This window comes from [Clostridium] clostridioforme AGR2157 (assembly GCF_000424325.1).
GTDB classification, from domain to species: Bacteria; Bacillota; Clostridia; order Lachnospirales; family Lachnospiraceae; genus Enterocloster; species Enterocloster clostridioformis_A.
Map to the genome: position 1 here is coordinate 18,532 of NZ_AUJR01000046.1, position 18,883 is coordinate 37,414.

The following is an 18,883-nucleotide window of genomic DNA, read 5'->3' on the forward strand; positions in this document are numbered from 1 at the left end:
GCCTTGAAAGCCTTTATTTCAGCGGGATCCTTCACAGGGCAATCCCCCGTTTGATTTCCGGTTTTTGTGCGTGTGACCCCACGCCGTTCCCCGGAGGACACTCATGCAGAGATTTGACCCGCCCCTCCCGGTCAGCTGCGAATCTGTCTGTCGCCCATTTCAAGATGAATTTTGGTGTGACAGGACTGGCAGAGCGACATGAGATTGCTCTCACGATGATCGCCGCCTTGGGAAATGGGGAGGATGTGGTGTACCTCCGCCACGGGAGTCAGCCGACCTTCCTTAAGGCACCGCTCACATAAGGGATGCACCGCAGCGTAACGGTCGCGGATTCTCTTCCAGGCTCTGCCGTACTTCTTGTTCGTATCGGGACTGCGTGTGTATTTGTTATACTGCTGCGCGGTAAGCTTTTGATGCTCCTCGCAGTACTGACCGCCCTCGACAGCAAGCCTTGGGCATCCACTGTAAGCGCACCCGCGCCGTGGTTTTCTCGGCATACAAATCACCTCGCTTTCCAGGCATGAGAGAAGCCCCACGGAATTGCTCCCGTGAGGTTCGACTCATCTTATTTTGCTGATTTTACTATATCATAATGTACACATGGGCGTCTTAGGACAAACCTGGACATTTCGAGCGCATTTCATATCGTAATGAAATCATCCGGTAAAATTATATGCTGCAACGAATCCCATGCCATCTGCGTACCGTTCTCGCATCGGCATGAAGTTCATTACCAATCTGCTCCCAGGTATAGTTATGAACGTAGCGGTATTTAAGAACCATACGTTCATCCGTGTCCTCAACCGTTGTAATGACCGCCCGAATCTCTTTCTTAAGCTCCATCAAAAGGTCGATTTCCTTATTGATCCGCTCCTCAAGATCCATGATCTTTTCCAAAGCCCGCACAAACGGCGCATCTGTATTTCCTGAAGTTTGTACCCGCTCAGCCAGCTGTGGGGAGGATACGCTTGTTGCCATTTCTCGAAGCGATGCCACCTCCTCCAGATTACTGCTTATTTTTTGATCCAGGCGGTATGCCTGCCGTAAATATTCCTTTGCTGTCATGATAGTTTTTCCTCCTGTAATCTTATTAGGAGCATCTGTCCATCCACTGATGTCAGCACTCCGACCCATTCGGAACGAAAGAACCTCTCACAATCCTCTATCATGAGCTTCGTGTCTTTGTTCTTCGGATGATATTTCAGTTCCTTCCTCGCCGTGCGGTAGTCTTTCACTGCCTGCAAAATCACCGCCTGGGCAAGATTTTCATAAGGAGCAGTCATCGCCCCACCTTCAGGTTAGCCCTGACCGCATTGATCAGTGCATCCTGGGTCTTCTCTTTCTTCCGCAGCGCCTTCATGACGTCCTCGTCAATCGTACCTTTTGCAATGATATGGTGGATTACGACCGTGTCCTTCTGTCCCTGCCGGTGGAGCCTTGCATTCGTCTGCTGATACAGTTCCAGGCTCCATGTAAGCCCGAACCATATAAGCGTGGAGCCGCCCGCCTGCAGATTCAGACCGTGTCCCGCCGATGCCGGATGGATGATTGCCGCAGAAATCTTTCCCGCATTCCAATCTTCGATATCCTTGGATGTCCTGATCTCCCTGACCGGGAATCTTGCCCTGATACGCTCGGCATCATGCTGATACCAGTAGGCGATCAGCACGGGCTTGCCATTTGCGCCTTCGATCAGTTCTTCCAGTGCATCCAGCTTGCAGTCGTGTATATGGCAGCTGACTTTCTCCTCGTCATAGACCGCGCCATTTGCCATCTGCAAGAGTTTGCCGGAAAGCACTGCTGCGTTGGCGGCGTCTATCTCCTTATCCCTGATCTTTGTCACCATGTCCTCCCGGAATCGGTCATACACCGCCATTTCCTTATCATCCATGACGACCGGCACTTCGTTGATCACGCATTCCGGCAGTTTCAGGTAATCGCAGGATTTCATGGAAATGGTCACGTCGGATATCCTCTGGTAGATTGCATCCTCCGCACCCAGCAGCGGCTTATAACTGAAGATGACCTCGGCGTTCCGCTTGTCCGGCATAAAATAGGCTGCTCGGTAATGGGAGATGTATCTTCCGAGCCGCTGTCCCAGGTCAAGGAGCCGAAACTCCGCCCATAAATCCATCAGCCCATTGCTACTCGGCGTTCCGGTAAGTCCTACGATCCGTTTCACGTATGGTCGGGCTTTCAGCAGGCTTTTGAACCGTTTTGCCTGATGAGATTTGAAGGATGACAGCTCATCGATCACCACCATGTCAAAGTCAAATGGAATGCCGCTTTTTGTGATCAGCCAGTCCACGTTTTCCCGGTTGATGATGTAAATATCCGCTGTCCGCATCAATGCCGTCCTCCGCTCTGACTCATTTCCGACTGCCACAGAATAGGTCAGCCCCGACAGGTGATCCCACTTCTTTATTTCCGAAGGCCAAGTATCCCTCGCTACTCGCAGCGGCGCGATTACCAGCGCTTTTCGGATAAGGAACTGATCCAGAATGAGATCAAACAGTGCCGTCAGCGTGACCACGCTCTTACCAAGCCCCATCTCCAGAAACACAGCCGCTATCGGATGTGTCAGGATAAAGTCGATGGCGTATTTCTGATAATCATGTGCCTCGTATCTCATCAATGACACCTCCAATCTGTTCCGTCCCGTCTATGCAGTAAACCCGGAAGCCGAGACTCTCCAACTGTTTCTTCCTCCTGACCTGCAGGGGACGCATCCTTTTGCCGGAACTCTTCAATTCCGCAAACGCCATGCGCCCGGAAGGGAAGAGGATCAGGCGATCCGGCACGCCATCAAAACCGGGACTTACGAACTTCGGCGCAAGACCGCCTGCACACCTTACTGCCTCCACAAGTTTTCTTTCAATCTGTTTTTCGTTCATATTTGCCTCCATACGACACAGGAACACAAAATCACAACTGCTCCCTTATATTTACTATCGCGGGTGCGCGCTCTCAGGTTTTCATTACTGACCCTTATAAAAAACGTTTTGAATATAAGGGAAACAGTTGTGTTGTGTGTGTCCCGCTTACATAGTTTTCTGGTAAAGCCGCTGCCTGCCGTATATGGGCTGACGCCGGATCACAGCAGTCCGCTCCCAGCCGGGAATCTGCGCCATCATCGCCGCAATCCCATAGCTGTCGGAAGGCTTCAGCTCCTGCAGGCTCTTTCCGAAGCACTCGCACCATATCTCCGCATTGCTGACCTCGGTACGGATGGCCTTCCCATCGTGCTCCGGTCTGCCAAACTCCGTACCCATAAGGAAGTTCCTGCGGGCCAAAAGATCCATTTCCGCCCAGTCATCTGGCAGATCAGTATTTAAGTATTCCTCGATCATGCCAACGCGCTCGTCCGTCTCCATAGCCCCGCGCTGCGCCTCTTCTGCTTCTTCGAGAATGTCCCCCTCCAGATACAGCTTTTCGCCGGACTTCCAGATCTCCTTTGCCTCTGCCCAGAACTGCTGCCGGAACTGTTCGTCGAAATTCCATGTCTTTTTCTGCTTTTTCTGATGCACTTTGATGATCCAAAAGCGGCGGTTGCCCGTGATATCGCGCAGATACCCTCTCTCACCGTTGACCGTAGCGATGATGATACTCTGCCTCGGATGCGATTCCACCACTTTGCCATAGGAGGGACGGTATTTATCATCTGAGGTGGACAGGAATGCCTTGACCTTCTCAATATCTGCCTTCTTCATCCCGGCAAGCTCTCCAATCTCCACCACCCAGAAGCCCTGCAGCTTCTCTGCACCAGACTTGTCATCCATGTCGGTAAGGGACAGCGTTTCAGAATAATAATCCGGCGTGACCAGGTCTTTCACGATGGTGCTTTTTCCGATGCCCTGGTAACCGTCCAGCACGGGAACGCAGTCAAACTTCGTGCCGGGAGCATAGACACGCGCTACCGCTGCAGCAAATGTTTTCCGCGTGACCGTGCGGACATATTCAGTATCATCTGCCTTCAGATACCGGACAAACAGATCTTCCACCCGTTCAATGCCGTCCCATACAGGAAGGCTGTCAAGGTAATCGCGGATGGGATGGAAATGCCTGTCATCGGCGGTCTTGATAAATGCCACATCATGGTTCCGGCTGGAGAACGGCAGATAACGGATATCAATCACAGACTTCAGCTGCGCCGTATCCGCCTCCCGCCAAAAAGCGTTGCCCTCCGGCCGCTCCCAGGGCAGCGGTCCTGTCACCTGGATGCGGTTTGCCATCTCGTTATAAGCAAAGTTCTGGAAATCAGGATCATTGGCAAGAATGAGATTCAAGTTATAGACGCTGTTTTCCAGAAGGCTCGTTCTCGGCTGGAACTTGAGGCGCTTCTTCCAGTCATCATCCCCGATGGCAGTAAAATCTGCCTCGGCTCCGGCAAGGCGCTCATTCGCTGCAAGGAGCCTCACATCATCCACCTGCATGGCAAAATCGCACATTGCCTGAAAGGACGCCTTGTCATCCATGTCGCTGAATTTATGGATACGGACGATATCAAAGGCATTGCAGAGTTTGAGATACGCCGGGTCTTTCGCGTGGTGGGAATATACGAACTTATCATCCTTGATCTCCACGCCCGCCATGCTGCTCGACTCAATCAGGTGATAACGGTTCTCGTTGTCAGTTGGCTCATAGACATCCGAAAGAAAATTATCCAAGGCTTTTGAAACAGGGAAGAAGACCCTGTTGAAGAGCCCGACCGTACCTTCTTTTTCAAGCGGGTCCTGCACCTTCTGCTGTGAAACCTGGTTTGCTTTGCTCTCACGGGAGGATGTTGGCAGCCTTGTTGGGTCCGTCCACTCCGGGTGCGCCGACAGGATATCGTCCGGATCGAGCCAGTCCTTCTCCACTTCCTTATATACAAATACGCCATTCTGAGGAGAGGACGGCCAGTACATCAGCTGATTGGGCTGATAGGAGCATTCATCAAAATAGTCGATACCAAGCATCTGCGCCAGGTATCGGGACACTGCCACGAACTCTTCCGAGGTGATGTCCCGTATCAGCGGAAAAATTAGGCGTACCCTCGGGTTATCCGCTGTATGACTGTGTGTTGTATAAAGGAAAGATGTATAGGGAGCATTTCTTTCATAGTTATCAAGGAATGCCGTATCAATACGGTCCCCGTCCAGCGCAATCATAGAACGGGACTCAACCGTATCTACCTTTCTGCGGCCGCCGGCCAGGACGCCGCCAACGAAACCACCGTGGTCTTTGGCAGCATCCCTCTGGGCTTTACTCATTTTTGCGTATTCTTCAGCCGACTCTGTTGTGCGGATCGTGACTTTGAGACGCTCTTTTAAATCTGCATATTTCGTGGTCTTATTGACCCATTTCTTTGCCTGGCGATTATTCCCGTAGGCTATCGATAAATCCCGCATTATCTGAACCTCCTTACCCTGGGAGTTTCACCATGTTCAAACCTTGCCTGCCTTGCTAAGCGATAGGCATGTTCTGTTGCTGTCGCATTCATACTCCAAAGATAGTTGCAGTCATCGCCGAACAGATTAAAAACACCATGTTTGTCTACACCGGGATATGCCCCAAAATAATCGCCATCGACCGTTTCGAAGTTATAAAAGTTTGGCCAGTTATGATGGTCACGGTAGGCTGCGGTCTGCAAGCAATCTAATATCTCATCCATACTATCACCAGCGGGAATATTTCCAACTACCAAAACCGCTGTCTGCGAAACACCCAATCCGTTATTCTCCGGATATCCTGCTGCATAGAAACGGTTTATCTTTTCCGCATCGACATCGTTCATCTGACCCTTAACTTCAACGAAGATATTGCAGTTCTTCTCAAAATACCCGTGATTTACAGTTACACCGTGGAGCAGAAAATCCGGCAGATAGTAAAGTCCATTACCCAAGTCATAACCTTCAGGCTCATACTCCCAGTCCACACCGCAGGCATCAAAGAATACGGCCCACCTCGCTTCCAGTCTGGATCGAAAGAGGTATCCTTTATATTCCGTTTGGATTGCTCTAATCTCACTCATGCTCGGACACCTCCTCCAAGTTGCTGCTAAAATAACGGATTGGCTGTCTGCGCTTCTTTGCAATTTCTATCTCAACAGCCATACCTTCTGAAATACGGTCTCCAAACACCCAAAGCTCGTCGCATTTTCCAAGAAGGATCACGTCCATGAATATTGCAAGCTCACGCTCGGCCGGATCGTTATTATTTACGAATTGGGGAAACATAAGATGCGGAGCAAGCGGAATCTGTCCTTTTTCCAGAGCGAATCTACAAATCTTCCTTGCCCTCTCCGTATTTCCAGGTACATCGCCGGACAGTGGGCTGCAGATATAGACAAGCGGTCTGTATGTCCGGTTTTTTGGTTTGTTTGACATATCAACTGCCTCCTTATAAATAATTTGCCGAGGCTACGCCTCTAAGAGGTAGCCCCGGCAGGCAGTCAAATCTGACGATTCTGCATAAACTTTTCGATTTTCTTTGCCGCACGGTCTAACTTGTGACTGATGTTGCTCAAATCGGCTCCAATCTGGTCGGCATAATCGTTAATGCTTACACCTTCAATACGGATAGCAATGAACATCTCTGCCCAGTCAGCCTTCTTGCCACAGGCTTCTCTGACAAGCTGACAGACTGCCTCGTAGCTTTCACGTTCTTCACGGCCAAGCTCGTCCTTTCTGAAAATACGATCATCCGCCACTTCATCCATCAGCGGCTCGGAGGTATCAACCTCATCTTCTTCATCGCCCGGCTTCGCCTTGGACTCGCCGTGATGCCGCCAGAATTTATGCCAGCAGTTATAATCCGGACGATTGAACTGCTTCTCCCATTCCTCCTGGATCAGCTTTTCTCGCTCCTCCTGCGATAATCCCTCGCCTTCAAGTGAGAGGGATACCCACAACTCCTCCGTTGTTTCTGCGTCCAGCGTGATTGTCTGGTACTCGTTCTCGTAACGAATCTTCAGTTTCATGTCTGCGTTCCTTTCCGTCCTCGACCGCGAACGATGGAACGCAGAAAGAGCCTGTGGTGAAGATGTCCACAGACTCCTGAAAATCCGAAAATGGGCGCAGAAATCTAACGGTGGGTGCATCTTCGTTTCCGGAGCGGTCTTTATTACCGCTGCCTAAACTCTCTATGCATCCCATCGTCCTAATGGCCATCTCGGACAATTGAGATTAATAATTAGATGGAGAGAATATCCGTTTTCACAGAAATAATTTTATTTTTGCATTTCTACCTTTCATAAAAGAGGTAGAAATTTTCACAGATGCATGATAGAATAAAGAAAGTGTATATTTCCCGTGTAATTTTCAGGTCTATCTCCCACATCTTTACTTTTCACCTTAATGTAGATAAGGTTCTCGTCAACAGGGGATATAAGCGTTTTGAGGTTACTAAGGTGGTATAAGGTTACTAATTTGAAGGAGGTTATAGAGATGGCCCCAACCAAGATTCCACACCTTTGCGGTGGCATACTCTTCGGCTTACTATATGAAGCCAAAAAGCCTCGTCGTAAAGCAAAAGATAAATTAAAAGGCGGCTCGGATGGTCTTACCATTCCGGGTATTTACGCAGGACTAATAAAAGTTGTTACTGGAGAAGATCTATCCGCTTATGCCGGAACCACTTTAAAAAAATGCGCAACGAATTATAGGAAGTGTGAAGACAGCACTGGTGGCTATGTTCCTTTTACGGAGCCAGCTACTCAGTCTGCTTTCGATTCTCAGTACAAAAGAAAAGACCCCGACCTTCTAAAAAGAATGTCAGGGTTTATAGACACATATTTAAATAGAACTAAGTGCGAATGGCTTGTACGTGCACTTATTGAAACCATACAACAGGAGCAGCTTGATATAGAAATTGCAATCAACTATGCAGACTCATTGAAATCAAGTGACCTCCATAAGGCAGACTCTATTCTCTTTCTGCCATTTTTACTCAGTGTACTTCACTATGTTGTAATGAACTGCCCTGATTGTGAATCTGGGAGACCAACATTTGAGACTTGGTATTCTCAGTCCAGCTCAAGAGCCGAGTGGAAGTTTAAGAGCACCATCGGTAACAACATTAGCCCCATGAACGTTTCCGTTGATTTAACTCTCCCTGTTAAATGTTCTGATGTCATTGCTCAAGCTGAAGATGATGTAATTACATCTCCTGTGTCTTCTGAAGATGACGGTGAGGATAAATGCAGTGACCATGAAGTAATCACTGAGAGTATGATGAGATCGCTTCAGCCATTAATAAAGATACTTGAAGCACAGAAAGCTCAACTTCCCGATGCAGATCAGATGGCCAAACCCTTGCTTGCTATCGCTGCTGCAGCAAAAGTGCAAGAGCACAAGATGGCAGAAAAAATCAGAAGTGACGAGAAGAAGAACCAACAGCCTGCGGCCAGTGAAGATCTATATTATATGTTCAAAACCGAAAGTGATCGCATTTTGCAATACTGCATTGAAAAAGATCCGACTGCAGAACCCATTTCAATATATTTTCCTGACCAGATGGATTATTTGATCAGAAAGTGGAATTTTGAAATCCGGAAAATCCAAGACCCGGACAAGCAGATGCTAATACGGGATGTTTTGCAAACCATGTCCGACTACTTGTATTACATCTCGGATAGATATTTGAAAGCCGCTAACGGGGAGTGGCTTATATTTAGGAACAGTTCTATCGAAGAAGGCAACCGACTTTGTAACGAACTGCGTCCAAAGTCCTATGAACTGCGATGCAAACTCCGCGACCTTTATTTGAAGCTGTGGCCAGCGCCGGCACTGGACCGCACTCCCGCCGAGGACACCACTGCTGAAACGGATAATGCAGACACGGAACCTCAGAAGGATGCAAAAGATGCTGTTGTACATCAAACTGTTGTGAATCAGTACGGCGACCATCCCGTGCATATTGATCATGTGGAAAATCTGAAACTGTAATGGAGGGATTAGAATGGCAGATGAATTACAAAAAAAGCCGGACAGTATTGCTCCAATAACAGAAGTAAACCAGTACGGCGATAGATCACTTCATGCGGATCATATTGATAATCTAAACGTTGAAGTAAATGTGTTCGGGAATCAAGGTTCGGCATCTAAAGATGAAGATGGCAAGCCTTATGTTCCTATTATGCCTACTCGTTATGATAGCATGACAAGAACGGTTTTCCTTGGTAATGAAACAGTAAAACTGCCAGTTGAACTTATTCCTCGGAGTGCTATTACCCCTCACGAATTGCCTTATATCAATGCTCTTTGTGAGGTATACGCCGAAAAAATCAACAAGGCTGTATCGCCTGATATGATTGACGCCCTATCTCCAGGACTGCGCAGGAATTATGTAGACCAGCGAAAAGCATATTATAGTGCCGTAAGTGTTCAAAGATCAGTGCGGGAAGTATTTTCAGATGGCAAGCAGCAGTTTGAAGCACTTAAGACTGATGCTTTTGATGGAATATCGACGACCTATTATGATGATCGGCATCTCACTGGCTATGATCGACTACAAGCAGTCCTCGAAAAAATAACGAATACAACCCTTACAAAGTCCGCTCTAATGAATATAGTTGGACTCATAGGGAATTTAGAAAAGAAAGGCGTATGCCATATATTGGTAAACGACGAGGTTATAAAGTCGTGGGTGAATATCGATGAATGATCTTTTCAATACACCCTTTGAAACAGGATTGCGAGTCATGTTAATTCTCTACTCATTTCAAAATCATGGAATGACAATCGACCGCATTACCTCATATGATTTTATAACGATTTACGGTAGCGACTTAGGTGTATCAGAGAAGAATCTTCATGGCATCAATCACTTTAGCTTCAGTGAGCTAACTTCCAAGAGAGCCACTTGCGCAGAAGGTGTGAAATCATTCGTTCTCGACGGATTGATATCCGTCAATCGTAATCGAGATGGTTTTCTCTATTCTTTGACCGCCTCCGGGAAAAAATACGTGGAATCGCTTGAATCTGATTACAAAACGCAATACCTGGAGATCGTAAATGCTGTGCACAAGAAATATGGAAAAAACACAGATACGGAACTCATAAAAACAATTAATCAAGCAGCAGTGAGAGCATTAAGGAGGTAGCAATGGGTGAATTCTATATAACAAAAGTCACTGCAAAAGGCAGTGGTAAGCAAGACTCATCCCTCCGTCCTGGATTGAACATCATTCAAGGCCGCTCAAACACTGGTAAGACCTGTATTATCAAATGCATCGATTTTTGCTTTGGTAGCAAGGCAAAACCCTTTGATGACAGTTTGGGCTACGATACAATCGAAATGTCCATCCATACCGGAAAGGGCAATATAATAATTACTCGGGTCTTGGGCAAGAATCAGGTTGAAATAGTAACAGATGTTCAAGGCTTTGATAGCGGTACTTATGATCTAAATCCTACAAAGAAAAAAGAACCATTACCAATCCTCAGCGATCTTTTACTTAGCTCAATCGGGATTGATGGTGAGCATCAAATTGTAAAGAATAAAAATTTTGATAAAAAGAGACTAACCTGGAGAACTTTTCTACATATACTCCTATTCCATGTCAGCGAAATAGCAAAGGAAACCTCAGTTATTGAACCTGAACAAGGAACGGAAAAGACCGCGCTACTTTCAGCCCTTCTGTTTTTGCTATCAGGCAGAGACTTTGCAGAAGCCGATGCTAAAACAAAGAAAGAAATCCGAGTAGCCCGGAAACAAGCTGTTGAAGAATATGTAAATAAAAAGATTCAGTCTGCAGCAGATAAGAAAAAAGATTTACAAAAGAATCTTGATGCATTTAATGGCGTTGATGTTGAACAAGCTATGCAGGATATAATTGATAGCCTACAAAATACTGAGACTCAAATATCCGACGCTGTCGATCAGAGTCGTGATCTGCTAAGCCAGATTCTTCGACTTCAAAGCAGAGCGGCTGAATGTGATCTTCTACAATCACGCTATGCTTCACTCAAAACACAATACGTCTCCGATATTAAGAGGCTCTCCTTCATCGTAAACGGCGAAGTTGAAATAAGTCATGTGCCTCAAAACAAAATCTGTCCATTCTGTGACGGGAAATTGCCTTTACGTAATAAAAAGACCTACATCGAATCCGCACAAGCAGAGCTGGATCGGATCTTGCTTCAGATGAATGGCCTCGAAGAAACGGAGGACGATCTTAATCAGGAAAAAAGTGAAATAGACGAAAAGCTCAAAGCACTGCAAGCTAAAAGAGATAGCATCGAAACCATGATCGAAAAGGAACTGCAGCCTAAAGCAGATGCATTAAGACAATCTCTGAATTGGTATCGCACTTACATACAGATCAAACAAGAGCTTCAGGTAATTGATGGTTTTGCTTCAAGTTGGGAAACGGATCTGCGAGATTTGCCCAGCGAAGATGAATCATATATTGAGTATCATCCGAAAGAGTACTTCGATGATATTTTCCAGGAGCGCATTGACAAAATGCTCAAAGAGGCTTTGATTGAATGTGCATACGAGAATCTGACCACAGCTCGGTTTAATATGAAAGACTTCGATATTGAAGTCAATGGTCATAAAAAATCCGACATCAATGGACAGGGATACTGTTCCTTTCTTAACAGTATTGTTGCCGTTGTATTCCGGTGTTATATGGAGAAATATGCAACCTATGACCCTGGCTTTGTCGTAATCGATACTCCACTTCTTGGTCTTGACCAGGGTGTATCCGATGCGGCACCAGAAAGCATGCGAACAGCCTTGTTTAACTTCTTTATTAGCCATCAACATGATGGTCAGATCATAATCCTGGAAAACATAAGGCACATTCCGAAGCTCGAGTATGAAAAGGCCGGCGCAAACGTCATCACCTTTACAAAAGGACTTGAACCTGGAAGATATGGATTTTTGCTTGATGTTCAGTAGACGAATTACAAGGAGGAACTATGCGAATCAGTTATAACAAGTTGTGGAAGTTGCTCATTGATAAGAATATGACAAAGATGCAATTGAAAGATGCGGCCGGTATCAGCGCCGCATCAATAGCCAAGCTCGGCAAAGGCGGCAATATCACCACGGATGTTCTTTTGAAAATCTGTGAGACGCTTAACTGCCATATTGAAGATATTCTTGAGACCATAGATGATTGAGGAGTTGCATCATGCCAGATGTTATAACACTTGATATGGACACACCTTCTGTCCAATACTTATGTGAAAAATGTAAACGAATGAAGAAAATCATCCAGACAATCGGTCCTATTACTTATGTTCCTCATGGAGCAGATGCTTATGCTCATTTGATCTATAACATTATTGGACAGATGCTTTCCAATAATGTTGCTGATGTCATCTCCGATCGTATGGTAAACTTATGTGATGGAAAAATCGCTCCAGAACGTGTTGCCTTGTTGTCAGATGATCAAATAAAGGGAATTGGTCTTTCAACAGCAAAAACTGGATATATCCGTGACATAACTACCAAAGTAATCTCCGGTGATCTTAACCTCAGTAAATTTTCTGTAATGAAAGATCAAGAAATTATTGATGAGCTTACGTCCATAAAAGGTATCGGAAATTGGACCGCAAAAATGTATCTGATTTTCGTTCTGGATAGACAAGACATTCTTCCTTACGAAGATGGAGCCTTTTTGCAAGCATACAGATGGGCATATAAGACCGATGATTTATCACCATTAGCGATACAAAAGAAATGTAAAAAATGGAGTCCCTATTCTTCCATAGCAGCCCGATATCTATATCGTGCACTTGATTCGGGGCTTACAAAAAAAGAATTCCATTTATTCAAATAATACGAGGAGGATTAAAAAAATGGATTACGAAGAACTCTACAAAAACCTTAGTAAACGCTATTATGGAATGACGCCTGATTCACTCCAAAGCATCCTATGCCCATTATTAGTACCAATTAAGTCTATAGACCCTACTGTATTTAAGGTTCCTGGTCAACAGCATTGGCGAGCCTCTTTTGATATTGAATTAAATGATGACTATTATGAACTAATGGTAGTCGGGAGAACTGGTAAATTTGTGTCAAAAGAATATGCTTTAGGCACAGGAGTATGGACCGAAATTGCTAAAGGTCGCATAATAGATGTTGACTATACTGCTGGCATTGCTCATGGTGAGATTTATACAGGAAATTCTTCTAAAGTTGATCTGGTAGATGCTCTTAGCAAACTGCAATCGGATAACTATTTGGAAATCGATCAATATGGTGCATCTGCAAAAATTCTAAGTGCTCTTGAAGAACATAATCTTGCTGAAATGGCAAAAGCTGCTGGTTATAAGGTTAGACGAATGCCTGAAGATTGTGCTAAACACCTTCGTACTTATTATAATTATGATTTCGAATTTGAAAAGGCTGGTATCTCCAAAAAGATCGAAGTAAAATCAATTTGGGGAACTGACACAAGGTTTGCCCGTCTTATACATAGTAAGAACAATGGATATAAAACCAGTAGCTGTAAATTTGAAACCCAAGACATATTCGCTGTAAGTTTATTTTTAAGAACAGGTAACCCTATGGATTTCGCTTTTGCAAAATCCATCTCGGAATTTGATGATCCAATCCACGGGCTCCCCCATGCTACTGGTTTTCCAGAATATGTTACGCAAAATCCTTTATGCGAAATTGATAACATCAAATGGTTTGATTCAATAGATGGAGTATGGGAAGTATAGATATTTTTGCATTGAAAGCAACAGATACCTTGGAAGAAGGCTATCTGTTGCCTTCAATAATTAAAAACTCATCGTCATAAGATTAGAATTTATTGTTTGTTTAAACTCTCTTCGAAGATTTATCACCTCCAACTCCTTCTTCTTAAGTTCTGCTGACTTTTCATCATACATTTTCGTGTCATCGTTTTTAATTGGTAAGTATATTTCCATTAGGTCGTTTTCATCTATTGCTGGATAAGAAATTCCCATTGCATATTTACTTATTTGTCGTATAACAAATTCTGATTGCAACAAATATGCTAGTACCAACGGATCTATAGTTTTCGTTTCTAAAACTGCAAATCCAGTTGTGCATACATAATTATCCTGGGTGTCATCTATAACTGCAACTGAACCCCTTTCTGGTCTTACCGTAGAAAAAATAATATTATTGCTATGTACTAATTTCCTCGCTCTACTAGGTGCTTCTTCACACCGCACTTCCTTTCCATATGCTCTCATCTGTATAGAATCAATGTCTGAAATTTCAATATAATTAAAAACTCTATCTGCTTCATAACGGGCAGGATTAAATCTTTCCCGCGATAATTTCGCAACATCTTTAACACGCAAAAGCCCTTGCTCATTCGCAAACACAGTAAATCTGCTAGAAATCGATGCATGATAAGTAGCATCCCAACGAGAGTATTCGTTAATGCCAACTATCCACTCCCCATAATTACTTGTCCCCTGACAATAGTCCTGTAATATTCCGTCCAAATCAGAATTACTGTTATACTTTTTTACTTTATGTGTACCTGACGTCACAACATCGTATCCTATATTTTTACAAATTGCTAAATAAGTTTTTTCATTTGCGCTATACTTCTTTTTTTGCAAAAACAACAAAGATGTCTTTGTTTCTGTTCCCGTAGTAGCAAATGTATTTGATGGCAGTGATATCACGGCTTTTATTGATATATCATCTGATATTCCATTTCTAAGAGTTTGATATATTCCCTTATTATTTAAAATACTATCTGGAACAATACAGATTAGAAAGCCATTAGGTTTCAGCCAATCCAGATATTTTTCTATAAATAGTATTTCTGAATTTACTTTCTTGGGTTTTTTTTCTGACCACTCACTCACAATTCTAAAATCCTCTATTTCTTTTGCAGGAAATTCAGCTCCAAACGGAGGATTCGTCATTATTACTGATACATTTCCATCCAAGCTAAGATCTTTAGACCCCAGAGCATTTCTTAAATACATATTGATGTTAGCGCATCCATACATTGCTAGATTAATCAGTGCCAGTTTTATCATTCGTTCGCTTTTATCAATTCCGATTACTTTTGATTCAATAAATTCATTGATATCAAAACGCTTACTTCCACTAATACTGTCCCTATATGCCTTATTAATAAACGAAGCAAGAAATGAGCCTATCCCACAAGATGGATCTAAAACTACCCCGAACTCATTGTCTGTGATATCTTCTAATTGTAATTCTGAAAACAGCAATTCGGTGGAAAAATCAACTACTTCATGCGGTGTTAGGTACTGGCCAAGTTGTTTTTCATCAACAAATGAATCAGCAAGGAACTTACCGAAAATCTCATTTAATACCTCTGTTCCTTTAAGAGCCTCAATTGCACTCGCATCTGAATAATAACGTTCGAATGTCGTTATTATTTCATACGCAAATTGATTCTCTGTTTTTTTTAGGTTCAATTCAAATGTTGAATCAATTCGATTATCCCTTCCTAAATAGAGATGAAACTGCCTACTAACAAATTCAATAAGCGTCTCAGCTTCTCTACCTTTTACAGTAATTATTTTTGAGCAAATACCTGTTTCGTGCTGTATTATGGATGTTATATGTGCGAAAAACAATTTTGCTATTTCTTCAAGAGCCTCGTTTCTTGAAGACAGCCTTGATGATTTATGGAATATTTCTCTTAATTGAGTCAAACACTTATCCAGTTCTGCATTTCGCACTGAATTATTTCCTCCTGGAAAGTATTCTAAATACATCTCTCGAAGTAAAGATTCTTGTTTCGGTTGAGGATTACTTTTCTTTGCAATCCATCTATTAACTGTTGATAGAGTAACATTTGCTCTTAATGCAATTTCTTCGGGTCTTACAACTGTTACTAGGGATGTTACCATATTGTGTACAAGCATATAATCCATTCGCTCACCTCGTGCATATTGTTTGCGTCTCATTATTGTTACACGTCATGTAATTATTATAACATCTTCCCATCCACTTTTCAACCTATTTATGCTTTTTCTATAAAACAGTTCTGTAGTCTCGCCCAACAAAAAAGTAGTTGTTCAGCCTCGCCCACGTGTTTTACAGTAGTCAGAACTATTGTCGCAGACAGCAAAAAAGGGATAACGGCAGATGTCCCTCATTCAGGCAATCTCTCGGAATCCCTTTATTTCAAGCGTTTTTCTTTACTTTTGCCTCTACTCCCGTGACATCAATACCACCGTCTCCACATGCGGTGAAAGTTATTTCTCATACTATTTAGCATTAGTGTCCCCTTATGCTAAATTGTTTTTTATCACCATAAGGGGGATGGGCATTTACCCCGTCTATTCCAACATTCCAAAGGCACCAAATTATTGGCCTTGCTCCGATTCTCCTAACAGCATATCTTTGATCCATTTTGGAATCTTTTCCGGATATTTTCCTTTTTTCAAAAGTCCCATTACTTCCTCTGCATCTTCCTGTCTCCAAAATCTGTCGCGAATATAGCATTTATGGCTACAATAATTTTGCCTGGAAGCACGACTTTCAAATTTTTTCTCACAAAATTGGCAATCATGCTTATAGATTTTTGGATGAGTGCTTCCCCACTCTCGTCTGCACTTATCGGAACAGAACTTCCGTCTCCTACCGATCTTTGATTGCGATAATGGCTTATGACAATTTTGGCAACAAAGAATTTTTTCAGTGTCGACAATATAACCTGCCATCTTTATTCTTTTACAATAATTCCGCACTACATCTCTTGAAAGCCCCAGGGCTGTTGCTATTTTCCTATACCCCCATCCCAACTCACGCAGCCTTTCTATTGCTTCTCTTTCTTCATCTCTCATAAGTGATCACTCCTTTCGTGTTGATAGTAATCACTCAATAAAACTGGTATGTCAAGTAATAATTAAACATTTTTGCAATTATTTAAGTAGCATCTCAAGTACATCCGCCTACTGTTTTAAATATATTTTTTACATTTAATTTATCATATTGAAGGAGTAACTTTTTCTCTTTGTCTAATTCTTTCAGCAACAGTTTTATATACATCTGTTCCTGTTCCAAGACCTTCAATTGCTTCAAACGTTACAAAAATGCAATACGGAATATCTACACGAGTATTCTCTGCATCCTTCTTACAGTTAACCTTTATTTTAACATCCTCATTTTCATCCCATACTATAATTGAATTGTCAACAAATATCTCGTGCTGTATAGTTCCTTTTCTTACACTATTCCAATCCGTATTTTGACGGCTTGTAAAAAGATCATGGTTTTGTTCGATTTCAAACCAAATTTGATTAGAACGATATTTCTGCTTTCCTGGTACAGTTGGGGCAAAATAAGCCACTGTAACAGTTAACCGACGTTTTATCATTTTTGTTCCAAATTCAAACGGTAATGGCAAACTATATACATGTGCTTTATCTTGTTGAAGTTTTCCCACGCCAATTAATGTAATTCGTTTATCAGTCCCTTCGACAACTCTATCCACATTAGGTATTCCATATCCCATCCATTTTTTCAATCTTTTTTCGGATTCGCCAAATAATTCGGCTACTTTTTTACCACAAGTTTCCCATGTTGCTCCATGCACTAACATAGCCTTAATCAAAATTGCTGCATATTCACGTGGTATCTCATTATTGGTTTCAGATAAAAAAGTCTCCGTTAAAACATTGTAGCATCTGCCGGCTTGATGAGTAATCTGGGCTGCAGCATCACTCGTACCAAAAGAATATGCACACCCACTTTCTGTGCCATCACTATATGGAGCAGCAACTTTTATTCCAGGAATTCTTCCACCAAATGCCCATCTCAAACCATCATTTTTCACATTACGAATTATGGGTTTTTTACCGCCAAAATAAAATATATCGGGTTTTATCATATTATTATACCCTAACCCAAAAGAAGATATAGGACTCGGCAACCCTTCCTCTACAGCCATTATCTGCAAATTATTTTCTGTAAATTCAGATTCATCCTGATAGACTGCTCCAACCGTTAATGCATTAATGCTTTCTGCTGGGGACAATACTCTTAAATTTCTATTATTTTCTTTTATATAATTAAAAATAAGAGCTTCTCTCTCTTTTAAAGAAAATTTCTTGAATTCATCAAATTTAATATCTAAATCTAATCCATCCCTATTTTGATTTCCTGCACTAACAATAAATAAAACTTGATATTTAAAACTCAGCCAGTCTAACAACCTTGCAAGAGGACTCATGATAGTTGTTAACTGTCTAACCGGATCACCGATAGACATGTTGATTACTTTTATCTCTGGTGAAACCGCTGACTCACCATTCTCTCCTTCAAAAATTCTTTTCACTGCCCTATGTATTACATCTACAAAAATAACATCATCCGGTACTTTTTCTTGTGATCCACCCCAAAAATCCTCATATGGCTTTAAGACCGGCCGCACATAAATTTTCCTTGTATGTCTTTCATGAATTGCATTTAAGTCACCATAAATCATTAGTGATGCCATTGCCGTTCCATGACATCTATACTTTTCAAGATATCCCTTTTCATACTCATCAGGATCATCTACCAATAATCTATTTCTCAACAACTTATGATTTTGAATTGGCATTCCATCAAAAAGAGCCAGAATCGGAGACTCGCTACTTATTTCTTCTGCATTTTCTTCTAAGTCACAGTTGCTAGTACAACTCGATTTAAATAAGCTTACAATTTAAGCATTGGTAGTAATCTGATTTCTTGGCTTACGTGTCCGTGCTTTGGGCGCACGTTTCCCTTGGTTTTCAGGACTTGCTGCTTTCGCATTTACAACTTCATAGACGATTGTGCCCACATCCTCTTCCGAAAGATCAATCGTGTCCAAGCGGTATTTCCATTTGTAGGGGACGGGAACCTCATTGATTTCTTCAAAGTATTTCAAAATCCGTTCCTTTAGTTCCTCTTTCGAGCCTACACGAATCCCGGACAACATCTG

At 42.9% G+C, this 18,883-nt stretch carries 19 protein-coding genes and 1 pseudogene; 7 read left to right on the forward strand and 13 right to left on the reverse strand.

Going from position 1 to position 18,883, the window contains the following annotated elements; translation table 11 throughout:
* Positions 1 to 131 precede the first annotated feature (131 nt).
* The 9 genes from G614_RS0118185 to G614_RS0118225 all read right to left on the reverse strand — a co-directional run bounded on the left by G614_RS0118185 (position 132) and on the right by G614_RS0118225 (position 6,961).
* On the reverse strand, positions 132 to 497 hold the full coding sequence (locus G614_RS0118185; protein ID WP_027643091.1) for an HNH endonuclease signature motif containing protein: 366 nt from the start codon (positions 495 to 497) through the stop codon (positions 132 to 134).
* Between the two features lie 172 nt (positions 498 to 669).
* Positions 670 to 1,065, reverse strand: coding sequence for a DUF1492 domain-containing protein (locus G614_RS28000; RefSeq protein ID WP_207637852.1), 396 nt, complete (start codon positions 1,063 to 1,065; stop codon positions 670 to 672).
* On the reverse strand, positions 1,062 to 1,283 hold the full coding sequence (locus G614_RS0118195; protein ID WP_027643092.1) for a hypothetical protein: 222 nt from the start codon (positions 1,281 to 1,283) through the stop codon (positions 1,062 to 1,064). The genes G614_RS28000 and G614_RS0118195 overlap by 4 nt, the downstream gene beginning before the upstream one ends.
* Positions 1,280 to 2,632 (reverse strand): SNF2-related protein, encoded by a 1,353-nt coding sequence (locus G614_RS0118200; protein ID WP_027643093.1) that lies wholly within the window; start codon positions 2,630 to 2,632, stop codon positions 1,280 to 1,282. The genes G614_RS0118195 and G614_RS0118200 overlap by 4 nt, the downstream gene beginning before the upstream one ends.
* The gene (locus G614_RS0118205; protein ID WP_027643094.1) at positions 2,613 to 2,894 is read right to left on the reverse strand and encodes a VRR-NUC domain-containing protein; all 282 of its coding nucleotides are present in this window, start codon (positions 2,892 to 2,894) and stop codon (positions 2,613 to 2,615) included. Before G614_RS0118205 ends, G614_RS0118200 begins: the two co-directional genes overlap by 20 nt.
* 147 nt (positions 2,895 to 3,041) lie before the next feature.
* Positions 3,042 to 5,390, reverse strand: a complete 2,349-nt coding sequence (locus G614_RS0118210) for a virulence-associated E family protein (protein WP_027643095.1) — start codon at positions 5,388 to 5,390, stop codon at positions 3,042 to 3,044.
* Positions 5,390 to 6,013: a hypothetical protein gene (locus tag G614_RS0118215; protein WP_207637853.1), complete on the reverse strand. Its 624-nt coding sequence runs from the start codon at positions 6,011 to 6,013 to the stop codon at positions 5,390 to 5,392. Before G614_RS0118215 ends, G614_RS0118210 begins: the two co-directional genes overlap by 1 nt.
* Positions 6,006 to 6,368, reverse strand: a complete 363-nt coding sequence (locus G614_RS28005) for a DUF4406 domain-containing protein (protein ID WP_155245077.1) — start codon at positions 6,366 to 6,368, stop codon at positions 6,006 to 6,008. Before G614_RS28005 ends, G614_RS0118215 begins: the two co-directional genes overlap by 8 nt.
* A 65-nt stretch (positions 6,369 to 6,433) precedes the next feature.
* Complete coding sequence (locus tag G614_RS0118225; protein WP_027643097.1) at positions 6,434 to 6,961, reverse strand: hypothetical protein; 528 nt, start codon at positions 6,959 to 6,961, stop codon at positions 6,434 to 6,436.
* A 466-nt stretch (positions 6,962 to 7,427) separates the two neighbouring features.
* Between G614_RS0118225 and G614_RS0118230 the strand changes: the two genes are divergently transcribed.
* From G614_RS0118230 to G614_RS0118260, 7 genes are read left to right on the forward strand one after another with little or no spacing between them, the layout of a single operon-like run.
* Positions 7,428 to 8,927 (forward strand): hypothetical protein, encoded by a 1,500-nt coding sequence (locus tag G614_RS0118230; RefSeq protein ID WP_027643098.1) that lies wholly within the window; start codon positions 7,428 to 7,430, stop codon positions 8,925 to 8,927.
* Positions 8,928 to 8,940: 13 nt separating this feature from the next.
* Complete coding sequence (locus G614_RS28010) at positions 8,941 to 9,645, forward strand: ABC-three component system protein (protein ID WP_049948082.1); 705 nt, start codon at positions 8,941 to 8,943, stop codon at positions 9,643 to 9,645.
* On the forward strand, positions 9,638 to 10,084 hold the full coding sequence (locus tag G614_RS0118240; protein WP_027643099.1) for an ABC-three component system middle component 2: 447 nt from the start codon (positions 9,638 to 9,640) through the stop codon (positions 10,082 to 10,084). The genes G614_RS28010 and G614_RS0118240 overlap by 8 nt, the downstream gene beginning before the upstream one ends.
* Positions 10,085 to 10,086: 2 nt before the next feature.
* Positions 10,087 to 11,889: an AAA family ATPase gene (locus G614_RS0118245; protein ID WP_027643100.1), complete on the forward strand. Its 1,803-nt coding sequence runs from the start codon at positions 10,087 to 10,089 to the stop codon at positions 11,887 to 11,889.
* A gap of 20 nt (positions 11,890 to 11,909) precedes the next feature.
* On the forward strand, positions 11,910 to 12,113 hold the full coding sequence (locus G614_RS0118250; RefSeq protein WP_027643101.1) for a helix-turn-helix domain-containing protein: 204 nt from the start codon (positions 11,910 to 11,912) through the stop codon (positions 12,111 to 12,113).
* 11 nt (positions 12,114 to 12,124) lie between these two features.
* Positions 12,125 to 12,775, forward strand: a complete 651-nt coding sequence (locus tag G614_RS0118255; RefSeq protein WP_027643102.1) for a DNA-3-methyladenine glycosylase family protein — start codon at positions 12,125 to 12,127, stop codon at positions 12,773 to 12,775.
* A gap of 19 nt (positions 12,776 to 12,794) precedes the next feature.
* Positions 12,795 to 13,667, forward strand: a complete 873-nt coding sequence (locus tag G614_RS0118260) for a hypothetical protein (RefSeq protein ID WP_027643103.1) — start codon at positions 12,795 to 12,797, stop codon at positions 13,665 to 13,667.
* Positions 13,668 to 13,727: 60 nt separating this feature from the next.
* On the opposite strand, the gene G614_RS0118265 is transcribed toward G614_RS0118260, so the two are convergent.
* The 4 genes and pseudogenes from G614_RS0118265 to G614_RS31775 form a co-directional block, all read right to left on the reverse strand.
* Entirely contained in the window at positions 13,728 to 15,845 is a 2,118-nt protein-coding gene (locus G614_RS0118265; protein WP_162142774.1) for an N-6 DNA methylase, read from the reverse strand.
* Positions 15,846 to 16,280: 435 nt separating this feature from the next.
* Positions 16,281 to 16,760 carry a helix-turn-helix domain-containing protein gene (locus G614_RS0118270; RefSeq protein WP_027643105.1) on the reverse strand — a complete coding sequence of 160 codons (480 nt, stop codon included), beginning with the start codon at positions 16,758 to 16,760 and terminating at the stop codon, positions 16,281 to 16,283.
* 143 nt (positions 16,761 to 16,903) lie between these two features.
* Positions 16,904 to 18,520 (reverse strand): S8 family peptidase, encoded by a 1,617-nt coding sequence (locus G614_RS28015; protein ID WP_080664552.1) that lies wholly within the window; start codon positions 18,518 to 18,520, stop codon positions 16,904 to 16,906.
* Between the two features lie 102 nt (positions 18,521 to 18,622).
* Positions 18,623 to 18,883, reverse strand: a pseudogene (locus G614_RS31775) (IS630 family transposase); the annotation flags it as partial.